11 protein-coding genes are annotated in these 12214 nt (G+C 43.4%); 7 read left to right on the forward strand and 4 right to left on the reverse strand.

Annotated elements, in window-relative coordinates; translation table 11 throughout:
- Positions 1 to 96: 96 nt before the first annotated feature.
- Genes LFX17_RS17440 through LFX17_RS17465 form a run of 6 tightly spaced genes read left to right on the forward strand, consistent with a single transcriptional unit; the run spans position 97 to position 6608 of the window.
- Complete coding sequence (locus LFX17_RS17440) at positions 97 to 1107, forward strand: ABC transporter permease subunit (protein ID WP_238747515.1); 1011 nt, start codon at positions 97 to 99, stop codon at positions 1105 to 1107.
- A complete protein-coding gene (locus LFX17_RS17445; RefSeq protein WP_238731368.1) occupies positions 1104 to 2147 on the forward strand; it encodes an ABC transporter permease in 1044 nt (347 codons plus the stop codon). The genes LFX17_RS17440 and LFX17_RS17445 overlap by 4 nt, the downstream gene beginning before the upstream one ends.
- Positions 2144 to 3127, forward strand: coding sequence for an ABC transporter ATP-binding protein (locus tag LFX17_RS17450; RefSeq protein ID WP_238731369.1), 984 nt, complete (start codon positions 2144 to 2146; stop codon positions 3125 to 3127). Before LFX17_RS17445 ends, LFX17_RS17450 begins: the two co-directional genes overlap by 4 nt.
- Before the next feature lie 21 nt (positions 3128 to 3148).
- The gene (locus tag LFX17_RS17455; RefSeq protein WP_238747517.1) at positions 3149 to 4111 is read left to right on the forward strand and encodes an ABC transporter ATP-binding protein; all 963 of its coding nucleotides are present in this window, start codon (positions 3149 to 3151) and stop codon (positions 4109 to 4111) included.
- The gene (locus LFX17_RS17460) at positions 4108 to 6159 is read left to right on the forward strand and encodes an AsmA family protein (protein WP_238747519.1); all 2052 of its coding nucleotides are present in this window, start codon (positions 4108 to 4110) and stop codon (positions 6157 to 6159) included. The genes LFX17_RS17455 and LFX17_RS17460 overlap by 4 nt, the downstream gene beginning before the upstream one ends.
- Before the next feature lie 23 nt (positions 6160 to 6182).
- Positions 6183 to 6608 carry an LIC_13387 family protein gene (locus tag LFX17_RS17465; RefSeq protein WP_238747521.1) on the forward strand — a complete coding sequence of 142 codons (426 nt, stop codon included), beginning with the start codon at positions 6183 to 6185 and terminating at the stop codon, positions 6606 to 6608.
- Positions 6609 to 6728: 120 nt separating this feature from the next.
- Here the strand turns inward: LFX17_RS17465 and LFX17_RS17470 are convergent, their stop codons facing one another.
- Both LFX17_RS17470 and LFX17_RS17475 read right to left on the reverse strand, forming a co-directional pair.
- Positions 6729 to 8564, reverse strand: coding sequence for a MutS family DNA mismatch repair protein (locus LFX17_RS17470; protein WP_238747523.1), 1836 nt, complete (start codon positions 8562 to 8564; stop codon positions 6729 to 6731).
- Positions 8561 to 8797: a hypothetical protein gene (locus LFX17_RS17475; RefSeq protein WP_118954649.1), complete on the reverse strand. Its 237-nt coding sequence runs from the start codon at positions 8795 to 8797 to the stop codon at positions 8561 to 8563. The genes LFX17_RS17470 and LFX17_RS17475 overlap by 4 nt, the downstream gene beginning before the upstream one ends.
- Before the next feature lie 175 nt (positions 8798 to 8972).
- On the opposite strand from LFX17_RS17475, the gene LFX17_RS17480 reads away from it, so the two are divergent.
- Positions 8973 to 9179, forward strand: a complete 207-nt coding sequence (locus tag LFX17_RS17480) for a hypothetical protein (protein WP_238731374.1) — start codon at positions 8973 to 8975, stop codon at positions 9177 to 9179.
- A 157-nt stretch (positions 9180 to 9336) separates the two neighbouring features.
- Here the strand turns inward: LFX17_RS17480 and LFX17_RS17485 are convergent, their stop codons facing one another.
- Both LFX17_RS17485 and LFX17_RS17490 read right to left on the reverse strand, forming a co-directional pair.
- Positions 9337 to 10959 (reverse strand): caspase family protein, encoded by a 1623-nt coding sequence (locus tag LFX17_RS17485; RefSeq protein WP_238747524.1) that lies wholly within the window; start codon positions 10957 to 10959, stop codon positions 9337 to 9339.
- A 319-nt stretch (positions 10960 to 11278) separates the two neighbouring features.
- On the reverse strand, positions 11279 to 12178 hold the full coding sequence (locus LFX17_RS17490; RefSeq protein WP_238747525.1) for a porin OmpL1: 900 nt from the start codon (positions 12176 to 12178) through the stop codon (positions 11279 to 11281).
- Between the last annotated feature and the right edge of the window lie 36 nt (positions 12179 to 12214).

Here is a 12214-nt window from a genome sequence, read left to right on the forward strand (position 1 = left end):
AAACGATTTCTCTTAACAATTAAAACTCTTTTTTGAAAAAGGCTTTGTCTTAGAATCAAATTCCTCGAAACTGTTTTTCCGGGAACCGGAAACGAAATGAAAAAATATTTCCTGAAACGATTTCTTCTCATCATTCCTACTTTATTGGGAATGACGTTTATCGTTTTTTTGATTTCTCATTTTGCGCCCGGCGGTCCGCTCGAAACCGAAATCGCAAAGATCCGAGGATATGCGAACGCGCAAGGCGGGAGCGCAAAAACGATTTCCGAAGAAGAAATCGACATCATCAAAAAAAGATTACATTTAGATAAACCCGTCGGTATCGCTTATCTTTACTGGCTCAAAGAAATTCTTAGCTTTAACCTGGGAGAATCCAGACTTCATACGCGGCAAGTCACCGATTTGATTGTGGAAAAACTTCCCGTATCGCTTACGTTCGGTCTTTCCGGTTTTTTTCTTTCCTATTTGATTTGTATCCCGCTCGGAATCGTAAAGGCTCTTCAGAACGGAGAACGATTCGATATCGCTTCCAGCGGAATCATTTTAATCACGTATTCGATTCCTGTCTTCGCGCTTTCCGTCTTACTGCTTTACACGTTCGCTTCGGGAGAATTATTGTCGATCTTCCCGCTCGGTCACGAGGTTTCGGACGAATACGAATCCTTATCCTCTTGGGAAAAGATCCTCGATCGAATCCAACACATGTTTCTTCCGGTGATCTGTTACGTTTCCGGTTCGTTTGCGGTTCTCACGCTTTTGATGAAAAATTCCCTCTTGGAACAAATCTCGAAAGAATACGTTCGCACCGCTCTTTCCAAGGGATTCAGTTTTAAGGAAGCGATCTTCAAACACGCGTTTCGAAATTCTTTGATTCCGATCGCGACCGGCTTCGGAAGCAATCTCAGTTTGATTTTCGCGGGCTCGCTCGTCATCGAACTCGTATTCAACATCGACGGAATGGGACTTTTAAGTTTCCAAGCCGTCACGGAAAGAGACACCGATCTGATGATGGGACTTTTATTGGTTCAAAGTCTTCTTTCATTGATCGGAAATATTCTTTCCGATTTCTGTTACGTCCTTATCGATCCGAGGATTCAATTCGAATGATTCTGAGTCCGATCTTAAAAAAACGATTTCAGAAATTCCAGGCGAACAAACGGGCCTGGTACGCCTTAAACATATTATTGATTTCTTATGTGATTTCCTTGTTCGCGCCTTTCATCGCGAACAATCAACCTTTGATCGTAAGTTATCAGGGGAAATGGCATTTCCCGATTTTTGCGTTTTATCCCGAGTCGCAATTCGGAGGGGAAAATCTAACCCCCCCGAACTACAAAAAACTCGCGAAACGAGACGACTTCCTCACCGGTTCCAATTGGATCCTATTCGCTCCCGTTCCTTACGGTTACAACGAGGACAACTTGGAAAGTTTGGAAGAAGGGGAAACCCCTCCCTCTTCCCCCAATCGGAAACACTGGCTTGGGACGGACGATCGAGGGCGCGACGTTTTTACGAGAGTCTTTTACGCTTACAGAAACGCTCTGAGCTTCGGACTTATATTAGTATTTCTTGAACTAGCGATGGGAACTTTGATCGGCGGAATGCAGGGTTACTTCGGAGGAAAAACGGATATTCTCCTACAGAGAATCATTGAAATTCTTTCCGCGATCCCCTTCTTATATTTGATTCTGATCGTGGGCGCGTTTTTCGGAAGAGGGTTTACAGTTTTATTGATCACGTACGGCGCGTTGAGTTGGATCGGCATTTCGTATTATATGCGCGGAGAATTCTACAAACTCAAACAGCTGACCTATGTGGACTCCGCAAAAGCGTTGGGAGTCAGTTCGTTTCGAATCATGCTGCGACACATACTTCCGAACGCGATCACGCCCCTCGTAACGTTTTTGCCGTTTACGCTGATCGGATCGATTTCCATTCTAAGCGCATTGGACTTTCTCGGTTACGGAATTCCAGCGCCGAATCCGTCTTGGGGAGAAATGATCGGGCAAGGAAGAGAACGATTGAGTGCATGGTGGCTCATCACGTTTCCGTCGTCAGCGCTCTTTTTCACGATTTTATTGACTTCGTTTATCGGAGAAGGACTGAGAGACTCTTTCGATTCCAGAGAAAAGGCGGTGTATGAATGAACGCTTCTTCTTTGCTTCAGGTTAGGAATTTTTCACTCGATCTCTATTCAGAAAACCGCTGGCTTCCCGTTCTTCAAAATTTAAGTTTCGACGTACGACCCGGTGAAATTCTTTCTTTGATCGGGGAATCGGGCTGCGGCAAGTCTTTGACAGCGCTCGCACTGACGCGTTTGATTCCTTCCAATATTTCTAAGGTTCGCTCGGGTGAAATTTTATACCAAGGAAACGATCTTTTAAAACTTTCCGCCGAGGAAATGAGAAAGATCCGAGGAAAAGAAATCGCTTATATCTTTCAAGAACCGTTTGCCGCTCTCAATCCTTTGTTGAAAATCGAAGAACAAATGATCGAAGCGTATCTGATGCACATTTCGGATAACCGCAAAGAGGCGATTGAAAAAGCGAAGTATCTTTTGTCTTCGGTCGGAATCACGGACATTCAACAAAGATTATATTCCTATCCGAATCAGATGAGCGGAGGAATTCTCCAGCGAATCAGCATCGCGATGGCGTTGATGTGCGATCCGACTCTTCTCATCGCCGACGAGCCTACGAGCGCGATCGACGTAACGATCCAAGCACAGCTTGTGGAACTTCTTCTCCGCCTTCAAAAACAAAACGGAATGTCGATTCTCTTTATCTCGCACGACTTCGGTTTAGTCGGAACGATCGCGCATCGAATCGCTGTTATGTATGCGGGAAGAATCGCGGAAATCGGAGACACGGATTCCGTCATCGATTCGCCGAATCATCCTTATACGAAGGATTTGCTCGCGTCGATTCCGTCGCTCGCCAAATCGGTAGAGGACTTGCAACCGATTCAAGGAATCGTTCCTTCGCCCGATCAGTACCCGATCGGTTGTCATTATTCCACGCGTTGTAAAGCTGTGATGAATTCGTGCAAAGAAACCAAACCGGAATTGTTTACAGTACGCTCCGAAAAAGAACCGCATCTGGCCGCTTGTTTTTTAACGAAAGAATAGGATCCTATCGAAGAAGAAATCATGATCTCCATCAAAGACCTATCCATCAGTTTTTATACGAAATCCGGATTCGGATTCAAAAAGAATCGAATCGCCGCGGTCGACGAGGTAAGTCTTGAAATCGCAAGTAATGAAATTCTCGGATTAGTGGGAGAATCGGGCTGCGGTAAGTCCACGTTAGGAAGAGGTCTTGTAAAACTTTTAAAACCCGAATCGGGTACGATTCATTTTGAAGATACGGAGATTTCTTCCCTTTCTTCTTCCGAATTTTTTCCGCTTCGAAAAAATCTTCAGATCATCTTCCAAGATCCGTATTCTTCCCTGAACCCGAGGATGACGATTGCGGAAATTCTTAGGGAAGGTTTGGAAATTCACGAGAAACTTTCCACCGAAGAAGCCGAATCCAAAATCAAAGACATTCTGCAAAGAGTGAATCTATCATCCGATATTCTTTCGAGATTTCCCCACGAGTTTTCCGGCGGTCAAAGACAAAGGATCGCGATCGCAAGGGCGCTCGTTTTAAAACCGAAGTTTGTCATCTGTGACGAATCGGTTTCCGCACTGGACGTCTCCACGGGAACTCAAGTTTTAAAACTTTTGGTCGAATTAAAAAACGAATTCGGACTTTCGTATTTGTTTATCTCTCACGATCTGGGTGTGGTAAAATCGATCTCGGACAGGATTGCGGTCATGTATTTGGGGAAAATCGTCGAGCTCGGAAAAACGAAGGACATCGTTTCTTCACCCGCTCATCCTTATACGAAAGCGTTATTTCAGTCGACGTTCGACGTTTATGATCGAAAGAAAATTCGTATTCCGCTCCAGGGAGAAATACCGAGCGTGGTTCATAAACCTTCCGGTTGTCACTTTCACACGCGATGTCCGATCGCACAGGATCTCTGTAAAAAGGAAATTCCCGTTTGGAAAGAAAACGAAAACGGACAAAAGGTTTTGTGTCACTTTCCGTTGGGAAAAGGAAAATGAAACTCCTAAAGCGCATTCAAGAATTCTTATATAGCAATCGAATCAAATTCCTTGCGATTCTTTTGTTTCAGGTTCTTGCATTGGCGCTTTTCACACTGCTGCCGATTCTTTCCCGTCAGGATTTTTATAAGGACTTTATATTAACCGAAATCGAAAAGGAAACGGGATTGGAAGTGAAGGTAGAATCTTCCGATTTGATTCTCTTTCCGTTTCCCGGAATCGAATTGAATTCCGTGCAAGTTCGAAAAGGCGATTTGATTATCGGAATCAGCGATCAGATCAAGATAGACATCTCCTGGTTCGGTCTTTTAGGGCAAAAGGTCGAGATCCGGGACGTTTCGATTTCAGGCGGTCAAATCAATCTTCACAAACTGAAAGACGGATCGATCGATCTGATCGAATTTCTTCAAAATGGAAAGGAAGCGCCTAAAGAAGATCGTGAAACTCATACCATCAAAATCTTCGATCCGACTTCATCGAACGCGGGCGCTCCTCTGAATCCGAAGGAAGTTCTCAAGATCGGATTAAAGAACATTCAGATCGAAAATTTCTACGTTCATTATCAGGACGATACTCATAATAGAACCTATGGAATCTATCTTTGGAAATCCTCTTTCGGTATTTCCTTTTACGGAGATACGCTCGACATAACTCTGCAAGGAAAATTGGACGAGCAGAGTTTTCAAATTTATGGAAGCGCCGGGCTGGAAGAATTTCCTACAACTCTCGAAAAACTTCAATTCCAAGCAACGATCATATTCGACAACTGTTCCCTTTCCATCTTTCGCGATTTACTTTCAATTTTTCCCAACGCCGATTTCTCCAAGACGATCTATAACGGAACGATTAAAATCAGCAAAGCGGCCAACGAAACCATCAATTTCAACGTAATCGCTCAAGCGAAAAACTTCGCATACAAAGGCGGGAATCCGTTCGGTGATCTTAAGGTGAATTTGGAATTACGTCTGGACATTCCGAATAAAAAATTAGAATTTCCTTATATAACGGCGGTTTGGCCCGGAGTGGCGGAAGGAACTGCGAGAGGAACGGTTCTGTGGAACTATAAGACAAATTCGTCATTTCAAATTTCCGCAAACTATCTGGATTATCAGAGTCTACTTCGTCTCGGAAAGTTATTCGAATTTACGAAGAAGTTCGACGATCCTAAACGTCCGGACGGTGTTTTTTATTTCAGCGCTGATCTGAAAAACGTGTACGCCTTAAAACATAGATTCCCTGTTTTAAAAGCCGAGATCAAATACGCATATCCCTGGATTCACATTTCCAGTTTCCACGCATATATTTACAACGGAGAAATATTAGGAAAATCTAAAATAAATCCTTTCAAATCCAGATTCGAGGTTCAAGGAGAAGCATATCGAATTCAAACGGATCGGATTCTCATGCCATATATAAACGACCGGATCATCAACGGAAATCTGTTCAGCAAATTCAGTTTTGTAACGGAGGTGCACGATCGATCTCCGGATTTTGTGGGAGATTTTTTTAGGAACATGGAAGGCTCCGGAAATTTGCAAATCTTGAACGGAGAACTTTTGGGTTACGCGAACTTTATGATTCCGGTTTTAAACACGCTCGGAAAAATCATTTCCTTCAACGGGATCGACGGAAGAAAGGTGGAATTCTCCACTTTAAAATCGGATTTCAAAATCGAAAATAATCGATTCTATTTCCAAAATCTAAAACTGCAAGGCAACGGTTTGGAAGCGGACGTAAAGGGAAACATCGGCTTCGATAAGAACGTGGACGTTCTTCTGAATTTAAGAATGGGGGGAAACATCGTCGGTAAGGCTCTGAAAATTCCGATCATTTATAAAGGGGTCTTTAAACAATCGATTCCTTATATAGATCCGATTTGGCTGGGATCGGTCTTTGCAGGAAGCACGATTCTAGCGCCATTCTTTACGCCCGTGGGTGGACCTTACGGTGGCGGTATTGCAGGATCCGTCGTATCGGAATATGTGCGGGACGCATGGGAAGGCTTTAAAGGTTTATTCTCATCCAAAGAAGAGAACAAGAAAAAATAAAATCGAAATCGTAAGGAGAATTTATGAAACCAAAATTATTGATTCGGATCGCCGCCATCATGTTGCTTATCTTTGCAATTGGTCATTCGATCGGTCATTTTACTCGATACAACACGACCGATCCGCAAGCGCTTACCGTTATTTCCACAATGCAGCAAACAAAAATTCCAATGGAAGGCGTTACAAAATCATACGATCAATTCTATTCGGGAATGAGTTTGAACCTGAGCATCGTTTTGTTTTCGTTGACGATCCTTCTTTGGTTCCTATCGAATCTTGCAGAGTCTGATCCAGGTGCGACTTTGAAACTTTTGCTTCCGATTTTCTTTTGTGTCGCCGCTTTTTCAGTTACGGGTTTTTTGTATTTCTTTGCGGCGCCGACACTGATTTCATCTTTGGGTGCGATTTCACTTTTGGCGAGCATCGCGATCTTGCAGAAGAAGTCATAGTAAGAATTGAGATTCGATAATCTTTCGAAGGGATCGTTTCCGTTCGACAATTGACTATGAAAGATTATGTTGTCGGAAATACCGCGATTGCACCGTGAACTTCAAATGGCTTCCGCCCGTTCAGGTAAAATCCAGATCCATTCCTTCTTGAATCAAAATTCGAAGCGCATTGCTCGTTTCCACCAGCCCGTCTCGAATCTTATAATCGAAGTGCATGGTTCCGTTTAGGATTTCCTCTTGAAAATGTTTTAATACGACACCGTCAACTTTTGCAAGTTCGAGATCGTGGCTTGTGACCAAACCGACCACTCGATTCTTTTTGAGTTCCTTTAAGATTCCTTTGCACGCAAGAGAACGTTCTCTCGTATTGGTTCCTTTCAAAATTTCATCGAGTAAAACAAGATGCGGTTTGCTACCGTCTTTGATCTTTTTAACGATCTCTGAAAGCCTTCTTACTTCCGCATAAAAGAAAGAGATTCCTTCTTCCAGGTTGTCCTCGTTTCTCATACTTGTATGAACTTTCAACACGGGCAGCGAAAATTCTTTTGCAGGAGCCGGACCTCCGCCCAAAGAAAGAATGGAGGCAACACCGATCGTGCGTAAATAAGTCGTTTTGCCGGACATGTTGGAGCCCGTGATTAAAACGACATTTCCTTCTTCAATCGCTTCCAAAGGATTCGAAACTCTCGACTCGGAAGGAAGCAAAGGGTGAAAAAGTTCCTTACCTGCTATTCCTCTGTTGGAAGCTTCCGGAAGAATTTCCGGAAAACAATAATCGGGAAACATCCACTTCAGATTCGCAAAAGGAAAGAGAGAATCGAATACGGTCAAATCCTCGATCGAATGTTCCAAAAGAGCCGAATGTTTTTCTCGCCATTTCGAAATTCTTTGCAGGATCCAAAGATCGTATAAGAACAGATTGTTTAAAATCAAATGAAGTAGAGGCGCTTCGGTTAAAGCAACCCGTTTCAAAATCCGATCCAAATCCTCATACGCGGATTTTAATTCTTTCTTTGAAGTTTCACTTAAAAGCGTCCTCTCGTTTTTGTCGCGAACGTTCAGACCTTTCAAATAAATTAGAATTTTCTGAAGTCCTCCGATGCTTCCTGAAAGATCATAATACTGCCTGAAAATTTCGAGGGAGCGGGAGCGATACAACCCGAATAAAATCAGATTGAGGAAAAGAACCGATGCGGGAAATGGAACGCCTAAAAGTACGTTTGCAGGAATAAAAGCCAATACGAGAATCGTAACCGGTTTATAAATTTTCCGGAGCCAAGGATACTGATCCCAGAATTTCGAATCGGAATCGTTCCGTATCAGTTTCAATTCCGCCTTGGCAACTGCGGGCGCAGCATCCTGATTCTCCCGAAGATACGAAGCCAGTCTCAATACTTTAGGAATCGCGAATGTTTTTTCGGAAATCGATTTTACGATCGATTGACGTAATAGAACATTCTCCCTTTTAAAATCATCGGAAAGATCGTCGATCGGATCCAAAAGCGAAACCAATCTCTGTTCCGCGTTCCGAGTGAATGTCGTATCGAGCCACGGAAAAAGTCCGTTCTCCCGAAACAAATCCAAATCTCTTGCCAACGGAGAAACCGTTTCCGAAGAAAGTTTCGTTCCGTATTTTTTACCGTAACCGCGAATCTCGATTCTTGCGATTTCCCGGTTCAATACGAAACTCCAAAGTCGAATTCTTTCCCTGGATAAAAGAGTCTTTTTGTATCTCCTTACAAAAACGAAAAAGATCAAAAGAAGAATCAAAGACGGAAGATAATAAACATACGAAGAACGAAGATAATAGAAAACGGAAATCCAAACCGCAAAGGCGGAAAAGAAGCTTAAGCGAAACAAGGAAAGTCTGGATAAAAGCGAGGAGACACGATCCTGATGGCGGTCTACTATTTCAGCTCTACGTTGAAGCCGATCGATCTGAAGAGAGGGTATCATCCGGTAAGGGAATTGATGTTTTCGTAGTGTTCGTTTTCGCGTTTATAAAGTTCAAAATCCAGCAAACGAACCAAAGATCCGAGGTCCGGCATCACCCAGCGTGAAACCAATTTCCCGCGGTCCTTGCCTTTGATCTTGTCCACGTACGCGTATCCGAACAGATCCGTTCCGTACTCGTAGGCGACGAATCTTCCCGTCCTTTTACCCGTATTGTTGATCAACCGAATCTGCATTTTTTTGCAATTTTACCGTTTTGGGAAAATTCGTACAAGAAAAAAAATACTCAAGGATTTTCCAATTTCATCGATAGGTAGTTCAGGGAGTCAATTGCTTTCTCACGGATGAGATCGGCCGGAATTCCCAATAAAAAGATCACCAACCAAACCAGAAGTCGCATGGAGGCGCAAAATGTTTTACCCGGAAATGGATCCAGATTTAAAAAGTTCCTTTCTTTCGATCGACAAAACCGTCGCAAATCTCGTAAACAATACGATTCTTCCTCAATCCGGATTAAAAGCCGGTAACCTTCTGAACGCGGATCAAATGAAAAAATTAAAGGAAATCCGCAAACGCAGATTCAGATCCAATGAGTGGAAACAATTCTTAAAGGACTAAATTCAAACTTCGCTTAACAAACGGCGGATTCGATTCTAAGGAGCTTCGCGAAAAAGCGAAACTTCCATGCGAATACGAATTCATAGAGAATCGAACCTATAAAATAAAAAAGCCTGCTAAAATAGCAGGCTTTTTCGTGTTAAACCCAAATACGTTTTTAGTATTTGGTTTTCGTCGAAGGCATCTTAACGTTTAGAATTACGTCCACCTTCGTCACGTCCCCTTCTCTTACGTTGATCATCGAATTGTTGAGATTCAAATCCTCCGCAAAAGAAGCCTTGATTTCGTAATCACCCGGCTTGAGGTTTGTGAACCAGAAATTTCCATCGCTGTCCGTATTCAATTTTTGAATTCCGGTTACGCTGGAAATCGTAGGCATAAAGATCGGTTGGTTGATTACAGGGTTATCCAATGTTTTGTAAAAAACCTTTCCTTGAATCGCACCGAAACCGCTCATAGAAACGTTGATCGGAAGTTCGTTCTTTTTATTCGGAAGAACCGCAAACGTTTCCTGAATCTCAGGATAATCGTCGGCTTTGATCGTAATTTTATGAACGCCGGCGGGCACCTTGCTCAAAGTGATCGTGTAGATATTTCCCGGAATCAGTTGTCCTTGCCGTTTCACCGCTCCCCAAAAATTGGAAGAAGTCGCCGTAACGGAAGAAGTAAATTCTTGATCGTCGATATAAACCTTTACGTTCCTATTTCCTTTTCTTTTCTTTTTAGCAAAGATAAGAATATCGGGAGGAAGATCGGAAAGTCCGTAAGCACGGTCTTGAATGATCGTCGTCTTTAATACCAAATCCCCTCTTTCGTTCGTAGGAACGACAGGAGGTTCTTGCGGTGTTACCACGGGTTCGGTCGGATTCGGTTTTACCGGATCGGGTTCCGGTTCCACGGAAGGCGCGGGAGGTTTCGGAGGATCGACTGGCTTAGGAGGTTCTGGAGTTTTTTTACCAGAAAGAAAAATCCCGGATGCGTTTCCGGAAATTTGCGGTACCTGTTCGTGCTGAAACTTCTTTGCCATCTGAACGGTTTCTTCTCTGGATTTAAAAAAAGCTTCCAAGGCCGTAACCACGTTATCCTTATTCAAGTCGGCCGTGCTGAGCGCCTTACCGAAGTTATACGTAAAGATTCCGTGATTGATGCTGCCGCCCACTTCGATCGCGGTTTGATTATCATCCGCTGATGAAATGATCGCTTTGTCTTGAAAGAAAAAATCCTCCGAGTCTTGTTTCACGGTTCCGTCGCTTCCCTCGGGAATCGGAACGTCCGCCGAACCTCGAGTCGCTTTTCCTTTCTTAGCGATACCGCCTGAAAAACAGCAGTCGAAGATGAAGACCGTTTTCGGAGATTTAACTTTTTCCAAATACTTATTGAGTTCGTCGTCCGGAAGATGCGGGCGATCGTAGCAGATGATTAAGTTTCTCATCCCGTTCTTTGCGGATGCGTCCCTTTGAAATGCGCCGTGACCGGAAAAGTAAAGAAGAACGGTATCGTTGTCGCCGGCTTTCTTCGCTAAGGCCTTAATCTCTTTTTCTATATTATCTTTCGTGACTTCCTTACCGAGAACGATCTTCACTTCGTCGAAGTTTCCCACTCTCCGAATCTCGTCGTTTAGATAAGTGGCGTCCGCTTCACAAAGATTGAGTTCCGGAATTCCGGCTTTGTTTCCGGTATAATTGGAACCGAAAATAAGCCCGTATCTTTTTTGTGCAAAAGCGTCGGTCGCAAAAAATAAAATCAAACAGACGCTGATTGCCGATAGCTTGGATTTCAAACCTGGCCTCCTGGGATGATTTGGAATGGAATCAGGGTAGCAAAAGAAATCCTTTTGTCATTATTTTTTTAGGGAAAGAATCGATGCTTCTAAATTTAGGAAAGAATTTTCTAAAATTTATTTGGCCGGAATGGAGCGAAAACGGATACAATTTACAATCGAATTTACGGCGTATCTTGAAACGAAACTCGATCGAATTATTTTTGATTAAAAACGGTTCTTATGAAACTCTTCCGAGAATTATAAAACGAAAAAAGAAATCGGAAGGGGTCTTTTCATATTCGACAAAGACCGCTTCTTAAAAATAAAATCTTGAAAATTAGAGTTCGTGTTTGTAACCGACTCGGTATTGTGTTCCGCCTAGTACAACCGGATACGCCGGTGACGGCGATAATCCGAGAATTCCCCCTGCAGATTGAGTGTGACCCGTGCCTAACTTATAAGAATAAAGTGTTTCCGCTTCTAAGTAGAGAAACCCCTTTTCGGTAAGTCTGGATTGAGCTCCCACGATCCAGTTTGGTGCGACACCGGAAACGCTGAAACGAACATCTTCCCAAATCGCCGCGGGGTTGGTTCCGTCGGAAATCAAACCTGCAACCGCGGGACTCAAAGGCATCACGGCATCGTGCACCAAATTGGAAAGACTGGAACCGGATAAACTCCATCCGCCTTTAAAATAATGAATTCCGCCGCCGATGTAAATTGCGTTGTCTTCCGAAACGGCAACCTTCATCCCTACGTTGATCGGAATTTGAATCGCGTTATAATCCCAAGTAATATCATAAAATTTGAATCCTAATGCCTTCGCTTCCGTGTCCCCGCCGAAGTATTTTCTCGTATAATTTGCAGCAATCCTTGCAAAATAGAATTTCCCGAATTCCTTTTCATAGCCCGCCGAAAAAACGAGACCGGACATAGCGCCGTTCGCTTTCACATTGATCAATCCGGCCGTCGTATTCTCCAGGGTTTGCAGACGATTTTCAGGAATTACCGCCCTTCTGGGTGCGACTCCTGCATTCGCATTTCCACCCGTTCCACCGGAAGCGATGTCGTAATAATTTGCCGAATCTAAACCGTCTTTCGTAATCGTTCCGCCCAATTGAGCAAGATCAAACTGAAGACCGAGACTTCCGAATACATACGACTTTGCGCTGATTGAATTCAACGAAAGCAATATTGATGCGGCAACAAATACAACCGTAAGCGATTTTCGAAACATGATTAACCTCTAATTTTCGATTTAGTTTCCGGATTT

The sequence above is a fragment of the Leptospira sanjuanensis genome (assembly GCF_022267375.1).
In the GTDB taxonomy this organism is placed as follows: Bacteria; Spirochaetota; Leptospiria; order Leptospirales; family Leptospiraceae; genus Leptospira; species Leptospira sanjuanensis.

What these genes read in the sequence shown, in the direction of transcription:
- LFX17_RS17440 (WP_238747515.1), top strand. Translation starts at nt 97, where the DNA reads ATGAAAAAATATTTCCTGAAACGATTTCTTCTCATCATTCCTACTTTA.
- LFX17_RS17445 (WP_238731368.1), top strand. Translation starts at nt 1,104, where the DNA reads ATGATTCTGAGTCCGATCTTAAAAAAACGATTTCAGAAATTCCAGGCG.
- LFX17_RS17450 (WP_238731369.1), top strand. Translation starts at nt 2,144, where the DNA reads ATGAACGCTTCTTCTTTGCTTCAGGTTAGGAATTTTTCACTCGATCTC.
- LFX17_RS17455 (WP_238747517.1), top strand. Translation starts at nt 3,149, where the DNA reads ATGATCTCCATCAAAGACCTATCCATCAGTTTTTATACGAAATCCGGA.
- LFX17_RS17460 (WP_238747519.1), top strand. Translation starts at nt 4,108, where the DNA reads ATGAAACTCCTAAAGCGCATTCAAGAATTCTTATATAGCAATCGAATC.
- LFX17_RS17465 (WP_238747521.1), top strand. Translation starts at nt 6,183, where the DNA reads ATGAAACCAAAATTATTGATTCGGATCGCCGCCATCATGTTGCTTATC.
- LFX17_RS17470 (WP_238747523.1), bottom strand. Translation starts at nt 8,564, where the DNA reads ATGATACCCTCTCTTCAGATCGATCGGCTTCAACGTAGAGCTGAAATA.
- LFX17_RS17475 (WP_118954649.1), bottom strand. Translation starts at nt 8,797, where the DNA reads ATGCAGATTCGGTTGATCAACAATACGGGTAAAAGGACGGGAAGATTC.
- LFX17_RS17480 (WP_238731374.1), top strand. Translation starts at nt 8,973, where the DNA reads ATGTTTTACCCGGAAATGGATCCAGATTTAAAAAGTTCCTTTCTTTCG.
- LFX17_RS17490 (WP_238747525.1), bottom strand. Translation starts at nt 12,178, where the DNA reads ATGTTTCGAAAATCGCTTACGGTTGTATTTGTTGCCGCATCAATATTG.